The organism is Pseudomonas sp. AC193, assembly GCF_979258075.1.
In genome coordinates this window covers 6,148,274-6,169,221 of the sequence record NZ_OZ409832.1, presented here as the reverse complement: position 1 = coordinate 6,169,221, position 20,948 = coordinate 6,148,274, and the positions used below count along the sequence as shown (strand labels likewise).

The 20,948-nt window shown below is 60.9% G+C and carries 16 protein-coding genes; 10 read left to right on the top strand and 6 right to left on the bottom strand.

From position 1 onward, the window contains the following. The first annotated feature begins 78 nt into the window (after positions 1-78). From ACZZ0D_RS27760 to ACZZ0D_RS27745, 4 genes are all read left to right on the top strand, one after another. The gene (locus ACZZ0D_RS27760; protein WP_053124268.1) at positions 79-789 is read left to right on the top strand and encodes an ABC transporter ATP-binding protein; all 711 of its coding nucleotides are present in this window, start codon (positions 79-81) and stop codon (positions 787-789) included. A 1-nt stretch (position 790) separates the two neighbouring features. Next, a complete protein-coding gene (locus ACZZ0D_RS27755; RefSeq protein WP_463554739.1) occupies positions 791-2,056 on the top strand; it encodes an ABC transporter permease in 1,266 nt (421 codons plus the stop codon). A gap of 11 nt (positions 2,057-2,067) precedes the next feature. After that, positions 2,068-2,586 carry a DUF3299 domain-containing protein gene (locus tag ACZZ0D_RS27750; protein ID WP_053124335.1) on the top strand — a complete coding sequence of 173 codons (519 nt, stop codon included), beginning with the start codon at positions 2,068-2,070 and terminating at the stop codon, positions 2,584-2,586. 223 nt (positions 2,587-2,809) lie between these two features. Beyond that, positions 2,810-3,508, top strand: coding sequence for an OmpW/AlkL family protein (locus ACZZ0D_RS27745; protein WP_053124272.1), 699 nt, complete (start codon positions 2,810-2,812; stop codon positions 3,506-3,508). Positions 3,509-3,865: 357 nt separating this feature from the next. On the opposite strand, the gene ACZZ0D_RS27740 is transcribed toward ACZZ0D_RS27745, so the two are convergent. Both ACZZ0D_RS27740 and ACZZ0D_RS27735 read right to left on the bottom strand, forming a co-directional pair. Further along, positions 3,866-4,798: an NAD-dependent epimerase/dehydratase family protein gene (locus ACZZ0D_RS27740; RefSeq protein WP_463554738.1), complete on the bottom strand. Its 933-nt coding sequence runs from the start codon at positions 4,796-4,798 to the stop codon at positions 3,866-3,868. Beyond that, positions 4,791-5,675, bottom strand: coding sequence for a sugar nucleotide-binding protein (locus ACZZ0D_RS27735; RefSeq protein ID WP_045123148.1), 885 nt, complete (start codon positions 5,673-5,675; stop codon positions 4,791-4,793). Before ACZZ0D_RS27735 ends, ACZZ0D_RS27740 begins: the two co-directional genes overlap by 8 nt. Positions 5,676-5,983: 308 nt before the next feature. Here ACZZ0D_RS27735 and ACZZ0D_RS27730 point away from each other — a divergent pair, with 308 nt between their 5' ends. Next, positions 5,984-10,270: a DEAD/DEAH box helicase gene (locus ACZZ0D_RS27730; RefSeq protein ID WP_463554737.1), complete on the top strand. Its 4,287-nt coding sequence runs from the start codon at positions 5,984-5,986 to the stop codon at positions 10,268-10,270. A gap of 114 nt (positions 10,271-10,384) precedes the next feature. On the opposite strand, the gene ACZZ0D_RS27725 is transcribed toward ACZZ0D_RS27730, so the two are convergent. After that, entirely contained in the window at positions 10,385-12,481 is a 2,097-nt protein-coding gene (locus tag ACZZ0D_RS27725) for a mechanosensitive ion channel domain-containing protein (RefSeq protein ID WP_463554736.1), read from the bottom strand. 361 nt (positions 12,482-12,842) lie between these two features. Between ACZZ0D_RS27725 and ACZZ0D_RS27720 the strand changes: the two genes are divergently transcribed. Genes ACZZ0D_RS27720 through ACZZ0D_RS27705 form a run of 4 tightly spaced genes read left to right on the top strand, consistent with a single transcriptional unit; the run spans position 12,843 to position 16,817 of the window. Continuing rightward, on the top strand, positions 12,843-13,769 hold the full coding sequence (locus ACZZ0D_RS27720) for a DUF72 domain-containing protein (protein WP_159815621.1): 927 nt from the start codon (positions 12,843-12,845) through the stop codon (positions 13,767-13,769). Next, positions 13,766-14,563, top strand: a complete 798-nt coding sequence (locus ACZZ0D_RS27715; RefSeq protein WP_053124281.1) for an endonuclease/exonuclease/phosphatase family protein — start codon at positions 13,766-13,768, stop codon at positions 14,561-14,563. The genes ACZZ0D_RS27720 and ACZZ0D_RS27715 overlap by 4 nt, the downstream gene beginning before the upstream one ends. Beyond that, positions 14,560-15,834, top strand: a complete 1,275-nt coding sequence (gene clsB, locus ACZZ0D_RS27710) for a cardiolipin synthase ClsB (RefSeq protein WP_463554735.1) — start codon at positions 14,560-14,562, stop codon at positions 15,832-15,834. The genes ACZZ0D_RS27715 and clsB overlap by 4 nt, the downstream gene beginning before the upstream one ends. Continuing rightward, positions 15,831-16,817 carry a lysylphosphatidylglycerol synthase domain-containing protein gene (locus tag ACZZ0D_RS27705; RefSeq protein WP_401243960.1) on the top strand — a complete coding sequence of 329 codons (987 nt, stop codon included), beginning with the start codon at positions 15,831-15,833 and terminating at the stop codon, positions 16,815-16,817. The genes clsB and ACZZ0D_RS27705 overlap by 4 nt, the downstream gene beginning before the upstream one ends. A gap of 114 nt (positions 16,818-16,931) precedes the next feature. Here ACZZ0D_RS27705 and ACZZ0D_RS27700 read toward each other — a convergent pair whose 3' ends face one another. The 3 genes from ACZZ0D_RS27700 to ACZZ0D_RS27690 all read right to left on the bottom strand — a co-directional run bounded on the left by ACZZ0D_RS27700 (position 16,932) and on the right by ACZZ0D_RS27690 (position 20,074). Further along, on the bottom strand, positions 16,932-17,690 hold the full coding sequence (locus ACZZ0D_RS27700; protein WP_053124286.1) for an alpha/beta hydrolase family protein: 759 nt from the start codon (positions 17,688-17,690) through the stop codon (positions 16,932-16,934). Continuing rightward, entirely contained in the window at positions 17,680-18,789 is a 1,110-nt protein-coding gene (locus ACZZ0D_RS27695) for a DUF3182 family protein (protein ID WP_463554734.1), read from the bottom strand. Before ACZZ0D_RS27695 ends, ACZZ0D_RS27700 begins: the two co-directional genes overlap by 11 nt. A gap of 283 nt (positions 18,790-19,072) precedes the next feature. After that, positions 19,073-20,074: a GlxA family transcriptional regulator gene (locus ACZZ0D_RS27690; protein ID WP_463554733.1), complete on the bottom strand. Its 1,002-nt coding sequence runs from the start codon at positions 20,072-20,074 to the stop codon at positions 19,073-19,075. A gap of 100 nt (positions 20,075-20,174) precedes the next feature. Between ACZZ0D_RS27690 and ACZZ0D_RS27685 the strand changes: the two genes are divergently transcribed. Then, positions 20,175-20,729 (top strand): cysteine hydrolase family protein, encoded by a 555-nt coding sequence (locus ACZZ0D_RS27685; protein WP_401243966.1) that lies wholly within the window; start codon positions 20,175-20,177, stop codon positions 20,727-20,729. Positions 20,730-20,948: the final 219 nt, after the last annotated feature.

The window sequence follows — 20,948 nt, the reverse complement described above, 5'->3', positions numbered from 1 at the left end:
CTTTAAGAAGATCAGGATCAAAAGATCGCAGCCTTCGGCAGCTCCTACGGGGCTATGAAAACTCATGAAATTGGTGCCATGACCCAAGCACTCATCGAACTGTCCGACCTGGGCTTCAGTTGGCCCGGTCACCCGCCGTTGCTGGACATCCCGGCGTTTCGTCTGGAACCGGGCGAAACCCTGTTTCTCAAAGGCCCGAGCGGCAGCGGCAAAACCACCCTGCTCGGCCTGCTCGGCGGTGTGCAGAAACCTGATCGCGGCAGCATTCGTTTGCTCGGCCAGGAACTGACCGAACTCTCCGCCGGCGCCCGCGACACCTTCCGCGTCGATCACACCGGCTACATTTTTCAGCAGTTCAACTTGCTGCCGTTTCTCTCGGTACGTGAGAACGTTGAGCTGCCATGCCACTTCTCCAAACTGCGTGCACAACGGGCGAAACAGCGTCACGGCAGCGTCGATCAAGCCGCCGCCACCCTGCTCGCCCACTTGGGTTTGAAGGATGAAAGCATTCTCAGCCGTCGCGCTGATTCGCTGTCGATTGGTCAGCAACAACGTGTGGCCGCCGCGCGTGCGTTGATCGGTCAGCCAGAGTTGGTGATCGCCGACGAACCGACCTCGGCGCTGGATTACGACGCCCGGGAAAACTTCATTCGTCTGTTGTTCGCCGAGTGCCGCGAAGCCGGATCGAGTCTGCTGTTCGTCAGCCACGATCAGAGCCTGGCGCCGTTGTTCGACCGTCATCTGTCCCTGGCCGAACTCAATCGTGCCGCCACGTCTGCCGAGGTCTGAGATGTATTTGTTTCGTCTGGCCATGGCCAGCCTGGCCAACCGCCGCTTTACCGCTCTCCTCACCGCGTTCGCGATTGCCTTGTCAGTGTGCCTGCTGCTCGCTGTTGAACGGGTGCGCACCGAAGCCAAAGCCAGTTTCGCCAGCACCATCAGCGGCACCGACCTGATCGTCGGCGCGCGCTCGGGTTCGGTGAATCTGTTGCTGTACTCGGTGTTCCGCATCGGCAACGCGACCAACAACATTCGCTGGGACAGTTTCGAACATTTCGCCAGCAACCCGAAAGTGAAGTGGGCAATCCCGATGTCCCTCGGCGATTCCCATCGCGGCTATCGCGTGATGGGCACCACTGAAGCGTATTTCGAGCACTACCAGTACGGTCGCAAGCAGCATCTGGAGTTGGCCGACGGTCGTGCGTTTGCCACCGATCCGTTTGAAGTGGTGCTCGGTGCTGAAGTCGCCGACGCGTTGCATTACAAACTCGGCGACCAACTGGTGCTGGCCCACGGTGTGGCGGCGATCAGTCTGGTCAAACATGACGACAAACCGTTCACCGTGGTCGGCATTCTCAAGCGCACCGGCACGCCGGTCGATCGCACGTTGCACATCAGCCTCGGTGGCATGGAGGCGATTCACATCGACTGGCACAACGGCGTGCCGGCGCGTGGCAACGGGCGGATCACGGCGGATCAGGCGCGCAACATGGACCTGACGCCGCAAGCGATCACCGCGTTTATGCTCGGTCTCAACAGCAAAATTTCCACTTTTGCGCTGCAACGTGAGATCAACGAATTCCGTGGCGAGCCGATGCTGGCGATCCTGCCGGGCGTGGCGTTGCAGGAGTTGTGGAGCCTGATGAGCACTGCTGAAGAAGCGCTGTTCGTGGTTTCGCTGTTCGTCGTGCTGACCGGTTTGATCGGCATGCTCACGGCGATTCTCACCAGCCTCAACGAGCGTCGCCGCGAGATGGCGATTCTGCGTTCGGTCGGTGCGCGACCGTGGCACATCGCGAGTCTGCTGGTGCTGGAAGCGTTCGCTCTGGCGCTGACCGGGGTGATCGCCGGCGTTGCGTTGCTGTACATCGGCATCGCCGCGGCGCAGGGTTACGTGCAGGCCAATTACGGTTTGTTTCTGCCGCTGGCGTGGCCGAGCGAGTATGAATGGACGCTGCTCGGTGGCATTCTGGCGGCCGCGCTGCTGATGGGCAGCGTGCCGGCCTGGCGCGCTTATCGCCAATCGTTGGCCGATGGCCTGTCGATCCGTTTATGAGGATGTTCACCATGCCCCGCGCCGTACTTGCGCTGCTGTTGCTGGTTGCCCTGCCCGTGTGGGCCGCGGCGCCGAAAGACCTGACATGGTCGGAAATGATCCCGCCGGACGCCGCACCGGAAGTGCCGAACATGACCCCGCTGCACGACATGTCGAAAATGAGCGATGCGCTGTCGGCGGAGTCAGCGCCAGCGGCGAAGCAGGATCTGCCGAATGCGCCGGTGGTGCAGGCGCTCGATGGCCAGAACATTCGGTTGCCTGGCTATATCGTGCCGCTGGAAGTCAACGAAGAGGGGCGCACCACGGACTTCTTGCTGGTGCCGTATTTCGGCGCATGCATCCATGTGCCGCCACCGCCTTCGAACCAGATCGTGCATGTGAAAAGCGAGTTGGGTGTGAAGCTGGATGAGCTGTATCAGCCGTACTGGATCGAGGGGCCGTTGCAGGTCAAGGCGTCGAGCAGCGAGCTGGCGGATGCCGGGTATCAGATGGAGGCGGACAAGATTTATGTGTATGAGCTGCCGGAGTAAATCCCGGTAGTTTTGTGTTGTCTGTAAAGGCCCCTTCGCGAGCAAGCCCGCTCCCACATTTGGAATGAGTTCCCCTGTGGGAGCGGGCTTGCTGGCGAAGGGGCCGGCAAAGGTTCCACAAAACCCCGGGACTTCACTGTTTCATTGAGCTGCGTCAAAAGACCGTATCAGTTGGCTTCGTATCATAGGACATCAAAAATTTTTAACGTCCTTTGGAGCCCCCATGAACAAGTCCTTGCTCAGCGCTTCGTTGTTTGCCCTCGCGCTCGCAGCCCCGCTCGCCCACGCCCACGATGCCGGTGACATCATCGTTCGCGCCGGTGCAATCACCGTCAACCCGAAGGCCGACAGCTCCAGCGTCAAGGTCGATCAGGGTCCGCTGAGCGGCGCCAACCTGGGCGGAAAGGCGACCATGAGCAGCGACACCCAACTGGGTCTCAACTTCGCTTACATGATCACCAACAACATCGGTATCGAGTTGCTGGCGGCCTCGCCGTTCGAACATGACGTGAAGCTGAAAAATACTGCTCTGCCGGCGGCCAACGGCAAACTCGGCACCCTGAAACACCTGCCGCCGACCCTCAGCGTCGTTTACTACCCGCTGGATTCGAAGTCGGCCTTCCAACCGTATGTGGGCGGCGGCATCAACTACACCTGGATCTATGACGAACACGTCGGCAGCGAAGCGCAGACGGCGGGTTTCAGCAACTTCAAGGCGAAAAACTCCTGGGGTCTGGCGTGGCAGGTTGGTGCCGATTACATGCTGACTGACAAGGTGATGATCAACGCCCAGGTGCGTTATATCGACATCGATACTCGCGCGACTGTGGAGAACAACGCGGTGGCGCCAGGCACTCGGGCACGGGTGAATGTGGATGTCGACCCGTTTGTGTACATGGTGGGATTGGGTTACAAGTTCTAAAGAACATTCGCGTGGTGGTGGATGAGGCTTGGTGGTGGGCAGACTTGAATCTGAAGGCGACTGCCAGTTAGTTGATCGGGGGATAAATCCCCTCGCCACAAGGGATAGCGGTACATTCCGGCCGTGAAAAAGGCGCCTGTTGAAGGGCGCCTTTTTCATGTCTGCTGGAATTGTTGGGTGGCTGAAATCCAACCCCCTCACCCCAGCCCTCTCCCTCAGGGAGAGGGGAAAGGGAGCCGATTGTGTGCTTTTCCAAATTTGAGTTCAGCACAGATAGTTCACGTCGGCGTAACTCGACCATCCACCGCAATCAGTCCCCTCTCCCTCCGGGAGAGGGCTAGGGTGAGGGGCTCTTCTTCAGGAACGCCCCAACAACCGCGCCAACCCCACGCTCATTGGCGTCTGCTCCGGCAAGGTAAACCGCGCCAGCAAGCGCTGATTATTCGCCCGCGAATGCCGAATATCCCCCGAGCGCGCCGGCCCGTAGCTAATCGGCGGCAACTCCCCCACCACCGTCTGCAACGCCGCGAGCATTTGCTTGAGGTTCATCGACTGATTCCAGCCAACATTCACCGCGCCCGCTTCCACTTCAGGCTTTTCAATCGCCTGCACCAGCACGTCGACCAGATCCTCGACATAGAGGAAATCCCGCGTCTGCTCACCGTCACCAAATACGGTGATCGGCAACCCTTTCTGCGCGCGTTCGCTGAAGATGCTGATCACCCCGGAATACGGCGAGGACGGATCCTGGCGCGGGCCGAAGATGTTGAAGAAGCGAAAAATCGCCGGTTCCAGACCGTGCTGGCGGCGATAGAAATCGAAGTAATGCTCACCGGCCAATTTGTCCGAGGCATACGGTGTCAGCGGTGCTTTCGGCGTGTCTTCATCAATCGACTCACCCTCGCCGTTGTTGCCGTACACCGCCGCGCTGGAGGCGAACAGCACACGCTTGACCCCGGCCTGACGCATGGCTTCGCAGACATTCAGCGTGCCAATGAAATTGCTCTGGTGCGTCTTCACCGGATCATCCACCGAAGCCTGCACCGAGGCCACAGCGGCCAGATGCGCCACGGCGCTGCAACCCTGCATCGCCTGAGCGACCAGCGCCGCATCGGCAACATCGCCGACAACCAGTTCGACCTTGGGATTGTCCAGCGGCAGATTGGCGCGTTTGCCGGTCGACAGGTCATCGAGAATCCGCACCGAATGGCCCTTGGCGAGCAACGCGTCAGTCAGGTGCGAGCCGATGAAACCGGCGCCGCCGGTGATTAAAACAGGGCCTTCAGCCATGACGATAAAACCTATCCAGTAAAGCCGGGAGCGCGGCACGCCAGGCGCGCGGCTTGATCCCGAAAGTGTGCAGAATTTTCTTGCAGGCCAGCACCGCGTGTTGCGGTTCCTCGGCAGCGTCCGGACGCGCGGCGTGAGCCTGGGCGGTCGGCGCTTCGATGGCCAGGGCGTGCAGGCTGCGCGCTTCGGTCAGAATCGCCTGACCCAGCGCCAACGGTGTGGTCGCCTCGTGTCCGGCGTAGTGATAAGTGCCCCACAGCGGCGCCGCGCAATCGAGTTGCTTGAGCACCGAGATGATCACCCGCGCAGCGTCGTCGACCGGGGTCGGATTGCCACGGCGGTCATCGGCCAGCAGCAATTCTTCAGGTTGCTCGGCGCGGGCGAGGAAACGCCCGAGGGTGCCGTCGGCGCTGTCATCGAGCAGCCAGCCGAAACGCAGCAACACATGCTGCGGGCAGGTGGCGCGAACGCTCTGCTCAATGCGCCACAGTGCCTGACCGCGCAGGCCCAATGGCACCGGTTCGTCTTTTTCGCTGTAGGCGGTAGCACGCGAGCCATCGAACACTCGATAGCTGGAGGGCTGCACGAGAACGATGTTGTGATGCTGGCACAGTTCGGCCAGACGCTCGATCGCGCGCTCTTGCCCGGCCATCCGGGTTTCGCTGACGGCCTCGGCCTGGAACCAGTCGAAATAGTAGGCGAGGTTAATCAACGCATCGGGACGGGTGTCGTCGAGCAATTGGGTCAGGCTCGCGGCATCCCAGCCATTTTCGGGCGGGCGGGGGGCGAGGAAACCGATGTCTTCCTCCGCACCGAGGCGAATCAGCGCCTGCCCAAGGGCATTTCCGCCGCCCAGTAACATAAGGCGCATTCGCATAGAGTCAGCAGGCCCAGTCTGATTGGAACGATGGCTTGAGCGACGGATCTTGTAGAAGCGTCGCCGATAATTGCCGGAATCGTTGCATTTTGCGGGTTTAGTGCGCAACCGTCATCCGTAAAGTGTTCATCCCCGGGATTTGTGTCGTGGCATCTGGCCCCTTCGCGAGCAAGCTCGCTCCCACAAGGGATGTGCGGCGTACATAAATCCACTGTGGGAGCGAGCCTGCTCGCGAAGGGACCCTGCCAGACACTGAAGATCCTGAGCGGTACTTGCATCTTCCCCCCAGCGACCGCATAACTTATCCCATGAATTTGCCCCTCCCCGCCGACAGCGCCCTGGCAGGCTTTCACCCCGCCGTCAGCGCCTGGTTCCGCAAGACCTTCCCGACGGTCACCGCCGCCCAGGCCCGCGCTTGGCCGTTGATCCGCCAGCGCCGCTCGACACTGATCGCCGCGCCCACCGGCTCGGGCAAAACCCTGACCGCGTTCCTCGCCGTGCTCGACGATCTCGTCCACCGTGGCCTGGAAAACCCCGACGGCCTGCCCGACGAAACCCTGGTGGTCTACGTCTCGCCGCTCAAAGCACTGTCCAATGACATCCGCATCAACCTGCAAAATCCACTCGCTGGGATCACCGAACAGCTGCGGCAGATGAACCTGCCGGAAGTCCACATCACCACCGCCGTGCGCACCGGCGACACCCCGCAAAAAGACCGCGCCGCCATGCGCAAAACCGCGCCGCACATTCTGGTGACCACGCCGGAATCGCTCTACGTCCTGCTCGGCTCGGAATCCGGGCGAAAAATGCTCGGCACCACGCGCACGGTGATCATCGATGAAATCCACGCCATGGCCGCCGGCAAACGGGGCAGCCACCTGGCCCTGAGCCTTGAGCGCCTGCAAGCCTTGTGCGCCGAACCGCTGACCCGCATCGGTCTTTCCGCCACGCAAAAACCGGTCGAAGCCGTGGCGCAATTCCTCGTCGGCCATGACCGTCCCTGCGAAATCATCGACATCGGTCACGCCCGGCCACGGGATCTCGGCATCGAAGTGCCGCCCGTGCCGTTGTCGGCCGTCATGGCCAACGATGTCTGGGAATTGGTCTACGACCGCCTCGCCGAACTCGCCCGCGAGCACCGCACCACGCTGATCTTCGTCAACACCCGACGTCTGGCCGAACGTCTGAGCCGCCACCTCAGCGAGCGCCTCGGCAAGCACGCAGTGGCGGCGCACCACGGCAGCCTGGCCAAGGAGTTTCGCCTCGACGCCGAACAACGCCTCAAGCGCGGCGAGTTGCAGGTGTTGATCGCCACCGCTTCGCTGGAGCTGGGCATCGATATCGGTGAAGTTGATCTGGTCTGTCAGATCGCTTCACCGCGCTCCATCGCCGGGTTTCTACAAAGGGTCGGCCGTTCCGGACACCAGGTCGGCGGCACGCCCAAGGGCCGTTTGTTCGCCACCACCCGCGATGACTTGATTGAATGCGCCGCCCTGCTTGACTGCGTACGCCGTGGCGAACTCGACACCCTGCATATTCCCGTCGCGCCGCTGGATGTACTCGCCCAACAAATCATCGCCGAAGTCAGCTGTCAGGAATGGTCAGAAGACGCCTTGCTGGCGATGTTCCGCCAAGCCTCGCCCTATCGTGGTCTCGACGAAAAACACTATCAGGCCCTGCTGAGCATGCTCGCCGAAGGTTACAACGGTCGCCAAGGCATTCGCAGCGCCTACCTGCACCGCGACGCCGTCAGCCGCACCTTGCGTGGCCGGCGTGGCGCGAAACTCGCTGCCGTGACCAGCGGCGGCACCATTCCCGACAACGCCGATTACAGCGTGATGCTCGAGCCGCAAGGCTTGAACATCGGCAGCGTCAACGAAGACTTCGCCGTGGAAAGCATTGCCGGCGATGTGTTCCAGCTCGGCAATACCTCTTATCGGATCCTGCGTGTGGAAACCGGCAAAGTACGCGTCGAGGATGCCCACGGCCAGCCACCGACCATACCGTTCTGGCTCGGCGAAGCACCGGGGCGCAGCGATGAACTGTCGTTCGCCGTGGCGCGCCTGCAAGCGCAGCTCGACGCGTTGCTTGGCGCCAGCCCCGGAGACTTGCAACCAGCCCTCGACTGGCTGACGCAGACCCTCGGCCTCAACCGCGCCAGCGCCGAACAACTGGTCGAATACCTTGCCCGCGCCCGGCAAACCCTCGGCGCCCTGCCCTCGCAGGACACGCTGTTGATGGAGCGATTTTTCGACGAGTCCGGCGGCACGCAACTGATCATCCATTCACCGTTCGGCAGCCGCATCAACCGCGCCTGGGGTTTGGCCCTGCGCAAGCGTTTCTGCCGTACGTTCAATTTCGAATTGCAGGCAGCGGCCAGCGAAGACGCGATTGTGCTGTCGCTGTCCACCAGCCACAGTTTTGAACTGGATGAAATCTGGCGCTACCTGCACAGCAACAGCGCCGAGCACATCCTTATTCAAGCGGTGCTCGATGCGCCGCTGTTCGGCGTGCGCTGGCGCTGGAATGCCGGCGTGGCGCTGGCGCTGCCGCGCTTTACCGGTGGGCGCAAAGTCGCGCCGCAGTTGCAGCGAATGAAAAGCGAAGACCTGATTGCCAGCGTATTTCCCGATCAGATCGCCTGTCTGGAAAATCTCGCCGGCGAGCGGGAAATCCCTGAGCATCCATTGATCGAGCAAACCCTCGACGACTGCCTGCACGAGGCCATGGACAGCGAAGGCTGGCTCAATCTGCTGCGGCGCATGGAACGTGGCGAGGTGCGCTTGATCAGCCGTGATTTGCCGGCGCCCTCACCGCTCGCGGCGGAAATCCTCAGTGCTCGGCCGTACGCTTTTCTCGACGATGCGCCGCTGGAAGAACGTCGTACCCAAGCGGTGATCAACCGCCGCTGGAGCGATCCACAATCGACTGATGATCTCGGTGCGCTGGATGCCGACGCGATTACCGCTGTGCGCGAAGAGGCGTGGCCGACGCCGAATGCTGTGGATGAAATGCATGAGGCGTTGATGAGTCTGGCGTGCATCAGCGAGGATGAGGTGCAAGCGAACGAAGGCTGGCGTGAATGGCTGGAAACCCTGGCCAGCAGCGGCCGCGCCTGCCGATTGCAGATCAATGCCGAGCATTGTTTATGGCTGGCCCGCGAACGCCTGACCTGCCTGCAAGCGCTTTATCCACAGGCCAAAGTGCAACCTGAGCTGGAGGCGTTGCCGGGATTCGATGAAGGCTGGACGTTTGACGAGGCATTGGTCGAAGTGATCCGCGCACGGCTCGGTGCTTTCGGCCCGTTGCCGTTAACCGCTATCGCCGAACCGCTGGAGCTGCCGGCCACTCAAGTCAACCAAGCGCTCGCCCAACTCGAGCGCGAAGGTTATGTCCTGCGCGGTCAATTCACGCCGAAACTCAACATCGAAGAATGGTGCGAACGCCACCTGCTCGCGCGTATTCATCGCTACACGGTCAAGCGTCTGCGCCGGGAAATCGAACCGGTGGCGTTGCAGGATTTCATGCGCTTTCTGTTCGACTGGCAGCACCTTTCGCCATCGACTCGCGGACAAGGCAGTGCGGTGTTGCCGTCGATTGTCGGTCAGTTCGAAGGCTACGCAGCAGCCGCCTCGGCGTGGGACAGCGATATCCTCCCGGCGCGCCTGAAAGACTATTCGCCGAGCTGGCTGGATGACCTGTGCCGCAACGGCAAACTGGTATGGACGCGCCTCAGTGCCCGGCAAAAAATCAGCGGCACGGCTTTACGCAGTACGCCAATCGTTTTGCTGCCGCGCAATCAGGTTGGCTTATGGAGCGCGCTGGCCGAACAGACGCCCGTGAGCGAGCTGTCGCCGAAAACCCAGAAGGTCTTTGAAGCCTTGAGTCAGCACGGCGCGCTGTTTTTCGATGAGCTGATTCATGAAGCGCATTTGCTGCGCACCGAACTGGAAATCGCCTTGCAGGAACTGGTCGGCGCCGGGCTGGTGAACGCCGACAGCTTCGCCGGCCTGCGTGCGCTGATCACCCCGGCGAGCAAACGCCAGCAGCGCAGCAGTCGTCGCGGGCGCGGCGCGTTTGTTGGCGGCATGGATGATGCCGGGCGCTGGGCCTTGCTGCGGCGCGGGGCGGCTGTGGATAACAGCGAAACCCTGGAGCATGTCGCCATGACCTTGCTGCGCCGTTACGGCGTGGTGTTCTGGCGCTTGCTGGAGCGTGAGGCGGATTGGCTGCCGAGTTGGCGGGAATTGCTGCGCACGTTTCATCGGCTGGAAGCGCGCGGCGAGATTCGTGGCGGGCGGTTTGTCAGTGGTTTGGCGGGGGAACAGTTTGCCTTGCCCGAAGCCATTCCACTGTTGCGCGAGGTACGGCGGCGGCCGCATGACGGCAGTCTGGTGGCGGTGTGTGGGGTTGATCCGTTGAATCTGGCCGGGACGTTGCTGCCGGGGGTGAAAGTGCCGGCGCTGGTGAGCAATCGGTTGGTGTATCGGGATGGGTTGCCGGCGGCGGCGGAGATTGCCGGCAAGCAGCAATTCTGGCTGGAGCTGGATCAGATTGCCATGGAGCAAGTGCGCGGCAAGCTGATTCGGCATTGAGGGTGTCTGCGCTGACGTCTTCGCGAGCAAGCCCGCTCCCACAGTTTGACCGCGTCCCCCTGTGGGAGCGGGCTTGCTCGCGAAAGGGCCAGCAGCCCCACCCAAAAGCCTGCGTTAAGTCCGCGACTCCTGCGGCACCTCGGTCGCCACAACCGCCTCCTCCTGCGGCACCCGCTTCGGCAACAAAACCTGCTGTGGATAAGTCTGCGCGAAATGCACCGTCTCGGTGTTATCCACAAGCTTCTTCAAACGCTGGTTAAACGCCCGGCTCACCGCATACTGCCCGCCCGACACCGTTCTGAATTGCGCCGTCAGCACCACCCCATTCAAATCCATCCGGTCCACGCCAAACACGTCCAGCGGCCCTTGCAGGTTGTACTTGAGGAACGGGTCTTCGCGGATCGAATCGCCGGTCTCGCGAATCAACTCAATGGCTTTATCCACGTCCGTGTCATAGGTGAACTGCACCGAGAAAAACGCATAGGCGAACTGCCGCGACTGGTTGGTCACCGCCTTGATCTGGCCAAACGGCACCGAGTGCACAAAACCCTTGCCGTCACGCAGCCGCAGGGTACGAATGGTCAGCCCTTCGACCGTACCGGCATGCCCGGAATCGAGCACCACCCAATCGCCAATCGACAGGGTGTCTTCGATAATGATGAACAGCCCGGTAATCACGTCCTGCACCAGTTGCTGCGAACCGAAACCGATGGCCAGACCGACCACACCGGCACCCGCCAGCAGCGGCGCAACGTTGATCCCCAGGTTGGCCATGGTGGTGATCGCGCAGATCACCACGAGGATGATTTTGATCGCGTTGCGCAGCAGCGGCAGGATGGTTTTCACCCGCGTGCTCGGTTGGCGCGCCGCGCGTTTGCTCAGCGGCGGTTTCAATGCCTCCTGAATCGCCGTGTCGAGCACCACCCACAACAGCCAGGTCACCAGGAAGATCAAACCGATGCTGCTCAAAGCGTTACTGATCGCTCGCCCGACCGTGCTGCTCTGGGCGAAATCGAGCAGCGACACGCCCCAGATCCGTCCGAGAATATCGATGAAGGCGATGGCGATCACGATGCGCAGCAAGGCGTGCAACAGGCTCAGGAAGCGCTCCTTGTAGGCGCTGCTGCGCTGGATCGCTTCGGCTTTTCGTGACTTGAACAAGTGCTGCAGAATCGTGCTGAGAAATACCGTGCCGATCAGCAGCACCGTGGTGAACAACGCGCAGCGCAGGGCTTTTTGATTGTCCTCGCCGATGCCGATGAGGTTGACCGCCGAGACCAGCACCATCAACACAATCGGCCAATACCACAGCCCGGAAAAAATCCGCAGTGACTCCTGCAAGGAGGGCTGTTTCAAACGTTGAGCCAGCGAGCGGTTGCGGATCAGATGCGCCACTGGGCGACGCAAGCGAATCACCAACAGTCCGAAAATCACCGAGGCGATCAGGCCGGTAAACACGGCGACGCTGCTGGTGATATTGCCGCCCAGTTGCCGGGCGATTTGCGGGCTGGTCAGCGCATCGCTGAGGGCGGCGAGGAAGCCGATCAGGAACAACGGTCGCGGACAATAATTGCGGATGATGCGTGCGGCGGGACGTTTGTGCCCGACGTTGAACATCACCACCACGCATAACAGCATCGAAGTGGAAAAGATGCCGCTGCTGGTGGCGTAGGCCAAACACAGCGCCAGCGCGCGCCCCACCGAAGCTTGCAGAAAATGACTGACATACAGGGTCAACGGCAGGCAGATCAGCGCCGGAAGCGTGTACGGCAGCAAGTAGCCGATCAGATCCTGACTGCGCTGGCGGGTGCGTAACCAGCGGCCTCCACGCATACGGTTGGCCAACAAACTGCCGAGTACGGTGAGCAGCGCAAAACTGCCGAGCCAGGTGCCGGACAGCGTGAGGAAATCTCCGGCGACACTCCAGCCGGAGCGGTTCGACGGCTGGTTGACCAATTTGTCGACTTCATCGGCCGCACGGTCGGCGCGCAGGCGCCAGGCGTCGACCAGATGTTCGTTGATGTCGAGTTTGTCCTGCACGTCGTCGATGCTCGAACTGATCGCACCGAGCAGACCGCCCTGCACCAGTGGCTCGGGTTTGGCCGGTTCCTCGGCAGCGGCCGGAACACCCGGCAGCGCGGCGGCGTCGATTTCACTGGCACCGAGAAACAGCAATGCTCCCAGCAGAATGGCGATCCTGAACTTGACCAAAACTCCGATCTCCCGTGGCTGAACCTGTAAGGAACTGATCGATAATTGGCCGGCAAGTTCACGAGCCCCTCACCCTTGCCCTCTCCCCGACGAATAGGAACGTTGCGCAGACGGGCCAGACCCAGCGCAAATCTCATGGAGGATTACAAATCCCTGTGGGAGCGGGCTTGCTCGCGAAGGCGTGGTGTCATTCAGCATATCCTTGGGCTGACCCACCGCCTTCGCGAGCAAGCCCGCTCCCACATTGGGATTCACGCTGCTCTCGAAAATGTACCGTCCGTAATACCGCCGAAACTTTCCCGATCCGCCCGCAGTCATCAAAAGACAGCGGCAACACGAGGGCTTTCAACGGGAGGGTGGCATGGCGACGATTCACATCGGTATTTCCGGCTGGCGCTACGAACCGTGGCGCGGGGACTTCTACCCCAAGGGACTGGCGCAAAAGCGCGAATTGCAATTCGCGTCGAGGGCGGTCAACAGCATCGAAATCAATGGATCGTTCTACGCCCTGCAACGGCCCGAACGCTATGCGCAGTGGTACGCCGAAACACCCGACGATTTCGTCTTCAGCGTCAAAGCCCCGCGCTTCATCACCCATATCCGCCGTTTGCGCGATATCGAAAAACCGCTGGCGAATTTCTTCGCCTCGGGCATTCTGGAGCTCAAGGAAAAGCTCGGGCCGATCCTTTGGCAGTTCCCGCCGAACTTCAAATTCGAGCCCGAGCGTTTCGAACATTTCCTCGCGCTATTGCCGCACGACACCGAGGCGGCCGCCGCCCTCGCCCACCAACACGATTCCCACCTGCACGGTCACGCGAGCATGAAAGCCTGGCGTAAAAAGCCGCTGCGCCATGCCGTGGAAATCCGCAACGACAGCTTCCTCGATCCCGAATTTGTGCGGTTACTGAAGCGCTACAACACCGCGCTGGTAATCGCCGACACCGCCGATAAATGGCCCTACCGTGAAGACCTGACCAGCGACTTCGTTTACCTGCGCCTGCACGGTGCCGAAGAACTCTACGCCAGCGGCTACACCGCGCCAGCCCTCAAGCGCTGGGCCGAGCGCATCGACGCCTGGCACCACGGCGAGCAACCCAAAGATGCCCACCTGATCGCGCCACGCTTGAAGCCACGCGCACGCAAATCCCGCGAAGTGTTCTGCTATTTCGACAACGACATCAAAGTCCGCGCGCCGTACGACGCCCGCGATCTGCTGCATCGTTTCGAGCTGGATAAAGACCTCGCCACCACCCCCGGTGAACCCGCTGGCGAAGGAGTGCTGGCATGAGTATTTCAGAACCGGTCGGCTTCACCGATGAAGGCTCGGTCGTCGCGCCGTCGGTGCGCACATTCACCGTGCTGACGGTAAACACCCACAAGGGTTTTACCGCCCTCAACCGGCGCTTCATTCTTCCGGAATTGCGCGAAGCGGTGCGCAGCGTCGCCGCCGACGTGGTGTTCCTGCAGGAAGTCCACGGCACCCACGAGCATCATCACAAGCGCTACAGCAATTGGCCGACGATGCCACAGTACGAATTTCTCGCCGACAGCCTCTGGCCGCAGTTCGCCTATGGGCGCAACGCGGTGTACCCGGACGGCGATCACGGCAATGCGTTGTTGTCGAAATTCCAGATCATCCGCCACGACAATCTCGACGTGTCGATCAGCGGCCATGAGAACCGTGGCCTGCTGCATTGCGTGCTGCGTCTGCCCGGCGACGGCGCCGAGATCCATGCGATCTGCGTGCATCTGGGCCTGCGTGAAAGTCATCGCAACGCCCAGTTGAAGCTACTCGGCGAACGCTTGGCCGAACTGCCGGACGACGCGCCCGTGATCGTCGCCGGTGACTTCAATGACTGGCGTCAGCGCGCCGATGCGTTGCTCAAACCCTGTGGCCTGCGTGAAGTGTTCGCCGAGCACCACGGCAAACCGGCGCGCAGTTTCCCCGCACGTCTGCCGACCCTGCGCCTCGACCGTATCTATGTCCGTAACCTCAAAGCCAGCCAGCCGAAAGTCCTCGCCAACCGGCCCTGGTCTCACCTTTCCGACCACGCACCGTTATCGGTGGAGATCGAACTATGAACAGCGCGCCGCTGGAGAAATCCGCCGTGGAACCTATCAGCATTACCCCGCCGGTGCGCGAGCCCGGTCAGGTCGACGTCGAGTACCGCTGGCAGGGCGGCAACCATGTGCAATTGCTGGAAAACGGCGAGGAATATTTCCCGCGTGTGTTTGAAGCGATGCGCGCGGCGAAGAGTGAAATCATTCTCGAGACCTTCATCGTTTTCGAAGACAAGGTCGGCGCCGAGTTGCAGGAAATTCTGATTGATGCGGCCAAGCGCGGCGTGCGCACCACCGTCAGCCTCGACGGCTTCGGTTGTGGCGAGTTGACCACCGGTTATCTCGCCGCATTGAGCGAGGCCGGCGTGCATTTGCAGATTTTCGATCCAGCGCCGAAACGCCTCGGCATTCGTACCAACTGGTTCCGCCGCTTGCACCGCAAAATCGTCGTGGTCGACGGCATGGTTGCGTTCATCGGCGGGATCAATTTTTCTGGCGATCATCTGGCCGATTTCGGCCCCGAAGCCAAGCAGGATTATTCGGTGGAAATTCAGGGCCCGGCGGTCGCCGATATCCATCACTTCGCCCTGTTGCAAAGTGGTCGCCCGGGTCGCGCGCGATTCTGGTGGCAACGCCGGCGCCAGCGTCGCGCGGAAATGGCCTTCGATGATCATGACGGTCAGGTGCGTCTGGTGTTCCGCGACAACGACCAACACAGCACCGATATCGAAGACGTTTATCTGCAAGTGCTGCGCAGCGCCAAACGCCGTGTGGTGATCGCCAACGCCTACTTCTTCCCCGGTTACCGCTTGCTGCGCGAAATGCGCAATGCCGCCCGGCGCGGTGTCGATGTGCGGTTGATCCTGCAAGGCCAGCCAGACATGCTGGTGGCGAAACTCGCGGCGCGCATGACCTACGATTATTTGCTCAAGGCTGGCGTGCAGATTCATGAGTATTGCCAGCGTCCGCTGCACGGCAAAGTCGCGCTGGTCGATGATGAATGGAGCACCGTCGGCTCGAGCAATCTCGATCCGCTGAGTCTGTCGCTGAACCTGGAAGCCAACGTGCTGATCCGCGATCGCGCGTTTAATCAGCACTTGTTCGAGCGCCTCGAAGACCTCAGCCAAAACCATTGCAAAGCCATGGACGCCAGCAAGTCGCCGCGCGGACGTATCTGGCACATGACCGTGGGCTTTCTGGTGTTCCACTTTCTGCGGCATTTCCCGGCGATGGCCGGTTGGCTGCCGGCGCACAAACCGCGGCTCAAGCCGTTTCGAGGTAACCGCTCATGAGTCATTCCGAAGCGCATCCGAGCGGTCACGCGGCGCCAGCGACGCACTCGAAATGGAGCCGCTGGAAACGCCCGCTGACGCTGTTGTTTTTCCTCGCACTGATCGTGCTGCTGACGATGTTCGCCACGCGCATCGAATGGAAAGAAGTGCTGGAAACCCTCGCCGACTTCAAGGTGCGCACGCTGATCATTGCCGCCAGCCTGACGCTGCTGAGCTTTCTGGTGTACGCCAGTTTCGACCTGATCGGCCGCACCTACATTCGTCAGGATCTGACCTGGAAACAGATTCTGCCGGTGGGGATTATCAGCTACGCGTTCAATCTGAACCTGAGCGCGTGGGTCGGCGGCATCGCTATGCGTTATCGGCTGTATTCACGGTTGGGCGTGAGTAAAGGCAACATCGCCAAGATTCTCGGGCTGAGCCTGGCGACTAACTGGTTTGGCTACATGACCATTGCCGGTGCGGTATTCAGCAGCGGTCTGGTGACTATGCCGCCGGGGTGGAAAGTCAGCAGCGACGCGTTGCAGGGCATCGGGGTTTTGTTGCTGCTGGTCAGCGCCGGTTACCTCGCGGCGTGTCAGTTTTCCAAGCGACGCGAGTGGTCGATTCGTGGCGTGGAAATCAACCTGCCATCGCTGCGCATGGCGGTGTTGCAGCTGCTGTTGGGCGCCTTGAACTGGTCGCTGATGGCGGCGGTGATTTTCACGTTATTGCCGAGCAAATTGGATTATCCGTTGGTGCTGGGTGTGCTGTTGATCAGCGCGATTGCCGGGGTGATCACGCATATTCCGGCGGGGCTTGGCGTGCTGGAGGCGGTGTTTGTTGCGCTGCTGCAGCACGAGGCTTCGCGAGGGAGTCTGGTGGCGGGGTTGTTGGCGTATCGGGCGATTTATTTTCTGTTGCCGTTGTTGATAACGGTGGTGATGTATTTGGTGGTAGAGGCCAAGGCCAAGGCGTTGCGGATAGAGAAGAAACCTTCTTGAAATTGTCGTCGAGGCTGACGGCCTCTTCGCGAGCAAGCCCGCTCCCACAGGTTGTACGCATTCCAATTGTGGGAGCGGGCTTGCTCGCGAAGACGGCCTCAACAACACCGCATCTTATGTTGATTGAATAATGCTCAACCGTTCGCCGACGACCATCTCGGTAATCCAGTCCACCAATATCGAAGTGTACGCCTGCTGCGAAACCGGCTCACTCAGCGCGTGATCCGCACCATCAATAATCCGGTGCGTCAGCGAATGCGTCTGCTGGCACGCTGCGCGGTAACTCATGATCGCCGCGTGCGGCACGTAGTCATCGGTTTCCGATTCCACCAGCAACACATCCCCGGTGAATTGCGAGCACGCATGCAGCGCACGGTTGCTGTCGGCGCGCACCAGCGTGCTTCGATAATCACGCAAATCCGCTTTATCCAATTCCCGCTTCGGCGTGTGCCATTGCTCGTCGCGATACAACGCCGGCACCCGCAGCGCCAGCCAGCGCACCGGGCGCAGCGACGTCAGGATTGCAGCCAGATAACCGCCATAACTGGTGCCGACCACGGCAATCGCCGAGGTATCGAGCGCCGGATGCGCGAGCAAGCGATCGTAAGCAGCGAGCAAATCACGCAGATTGTCTTCACGGGTGACGCGGGTCAGCGGAATTCCGGTGCCACCGGTATGCCCGCGCAAGTCGAAGGTCAGGCACACGCAACCCAGCCCTGCGATACCTTTGGCCCGTTCAAGATCTCGCTCCTGACTGCCGCCCCATCCGTGAACAAACAACACCCCCGGGACTTTCGATTTGGGACTGAGAAACGTCCCGCTCATCTGTTCATCATCAATGTCGATTTGAATGCTTTCGCTTCTAGCCGTCATAAGATTTGACCGTTACGTATTTGAGGAGAAATTCACTGTTTTCCGCCGGGCCGCGATACACCTCGATGGCGTCTGCCGGCAGCGGCTGATCGATGTAAGTTTCCACCGACGACACGCGAATCGCGCGCATCCCCGGGTCGTTGACGAAGCTTTGCAGCGCGGCAACTTCAGCGCTGCTGGCACCGCCCATGCGCCAGGATTGTTCGAGCACGCCGCTGCGGGTTTTGCCGTTGCTGTCCAACCCTTGGGCGATGTCGTAATTGCGCCGCGAGGCGTAGAAGCGCGGATAAGCTTCATCGGCGGCACTGTCGAAAATCTGCGCCTGTTCGATGGCCAGCCGGACATCGTCCGCCAGATCCAGCGCCAGCAGATCGGCATAGCCGCCCTGCACCACCAGTAGGTTCGAACCACCATACACGTCTTCGCCGTGGGCATCTTTGGTCAAGTATTGATCACCGCAGTAGCTCAGCACTTTGTCGCCGATGAACGTCTGGCCGACGCTGTGGGTGACGACGTCGCTCAAATCCTGTTCCAGCACCACGCCTTCGCTGAACTGTTTTGCGATATCGGGCCGAGCGAGGATTTCGTCGAAAGCGTCGAGGCTCTTGATCACTTCCTGGCCGCGACCGGCGCAGGCATGAACCGGCTTCAAACGAATCGGCCCGCTGTACAGCAAATGCTCGGCGGCGGGTCGCGCATCTTCCAGGGAAAACACGCTGAGGCCGTCGAGCACCACGTTGCGCACCCGTTCGGAAAACAGCGGCGACCAGCCCTCAGGCGCATGGGCCAAGTGGCTGCGCAAACCGTGGCTGATGGCTTTGGTGCAAATGAAGTCGTGCTCGACAAATCCGCCCCACAAATCTTCCGGGCCTTTGATGCCGAGTTCGTGAGCGTGGGTGGCGCCGACGATGGTTTGCGTCGGCAGCAAGTAGAGGTCACGACCGCGATGTTTTTCCGGGTCGTAACTGCCACCGAATTTGAACCCGAGAATTTGCGCCAGCCAGCGGGCCAGCGCTTTGTTGGTTTGCACTTCATGCTGCGGCGCGCCGGCACGCACCGAGTGGGCGACGACGATTTTCCTGCGGGTGATCGGGGTCATGCGTCCCCCTTCCCTCGGTTCGATGACTGTAGCGGTGAAGGGTGCAGAGATCAGGCCAACGGCTGCTCTACGGAAACTCTCGTTTAATCAGAAACTTGGCGAAATCGTGCTGGCACCACGCCTGTTTCAATCTGCACGACCGCCGACAAAACCCCGGCAAATTGCACGATCCAAAACCAAACCGAGATCCCCCTGTGGGAGCGGGCTTGCTCGCGAAAGCGGTGTGTCAGCGTGCGCATGTGTTAACTGACACACCGCTTTCGCGAGCAAGCCCGCTCCCACATTAGGAATTTGTCGCCTTCAAGTTCGGGGTCACACCAAACCGCGCCCGATAATCACTCGGCGCCAGCCCGGTGATCTTCCTGAAGATCGCCCGAAACGCTCCCGGATCCTGATACCCCACCGTCCACGCAATGTGATCGATCGTGCCATTGGTGAACTCGAGCATCTCGCGCGCCTTGCCCACCCGCAGATGCTGACAATACTCGGTCGGCTTCAACCCGCTCGCCGCGCGAAAGCGCCGCAGAAACGTACGCTCTTCCAGCCCCGCCCTCTCCGCCATCGCGGTCAGCGAAACATCCGTCGCGCCGGTGCTTTGCAGCCAATGCTGAACCTTGAGAATCGCCGCATCGCCATGACTGAGAATCGGCGCAAAATTGCTCCCGCACTCACTGGCACTGTCGCTATGCTCGATCACCAGAAAACGCGCGGTACCGGTGGCGATGCTCGGCCCGAGCAGCCTGTCGACCAGGCGCAAGCCAAGCTCCGACCAGGCCATCAATCCAGCGGTAGTAATCAGGTCGCCGTCATCGACGATGGGCGTATCGGCTTTCAATTTGATCTTCGGGTATTGCTCGGCAAACGCCTTGGCCGACGTCCAGTGGGTGGTGGCGCTACGGCCATCGAGCAAACCGCTTTCCGCCAACATCAGCGAACCCACGCAGACTCCGCCGAGTGTCGCGCCACGGGCATGTTGATCGCGCAACCACTGCGCAAGGCTGGGTGGCATGTTTGCCGAACTGAAGCCGCCAATTGACGGCGGAATCAGCACCGCCAGCAAATCGCTTTCGTCGCCCGGATGAGTGTCGTAAACCCGCGCGGGCGGCTGATCACCGTCGACCTGCCAATGACTGACCCGCAGCACCGGCAATTGCGCGGTCTGATGCTCAGCGGCAATGCGGTTGGCCACGCCGAACAGATCGGTCAAGCCATGCACCGCCGCCACCTGCGCGCCGGGATAAATCAGCACGCCGAGTTCAGCGATGGCGGCTTTTTCAACGCCCATTGTCAGTTTTCCCCTGTCGATTGTCGGTGCGGCCAATCCTCGAATCATCGGCCAGCGCCAATACTTGCACCACACCAACAAGCACTTCGAGGACACACCCATGGCCAAGCAAGCACTCATCGTAGTCGATATCCAGAACGACTACTTCCCCCAAGGCAAGTGGCCGCTGGTCGGCGCTGATGCCGCCGCCGACAATGCCGCGCGACTGATTGCAGCGTTCCGCGAGGCGGGTGATTCGGTGGTGCACATCCGCCACGAATTCACTTCGCCGGATGCGCCGTTTTTCACCCCGGGCTCAGACGGCGCCAAGCTGCACCCGAAAGTGCTCAACCGCGCCGACGAGCCGGTCGTGCTCAAGCACTTCGTCAATTCGTTTCGCGAGACTGAACTGCAATCGATCCTCGATGAGCAAGGCATCAAGGAGCTGGTGGTGGTCGGCAGCATGAGCCACATGTGCGTCGATGGCATCACTCGCGCGGCAGCGGATTTGGGCTACACCGTGACGGTGATCCACGACGCCTGCGCCAGCCGCGATCTGGAATTCAACGGCCTGACCGTACCAGCCGCCCACGTACACGCCGCGTTCATGTCGGCACTGGGCTTTGCCTACGCCAATGTGATCTCGACGGACGAATTTCTGTCGGCTGATCGCTAAGCAACACTTTGCAAACAGTCTATAAACAGAGGGCCCGCCACGTTGCGGGCCTTTTTTCGTCTGTCATAAAAAACTCACGCGTGAGCCATTGATGGCATTTTGGATTGGTTGTAGTGTGGCTCACGCGTGAGATGTTCATAACCGAGTCATAGCCATGAAAAGCCGTTCCCCCACCGCGAAATCCGAAAGTCCCAAGGGAGAGCGCGCGAAGGCGTCCGC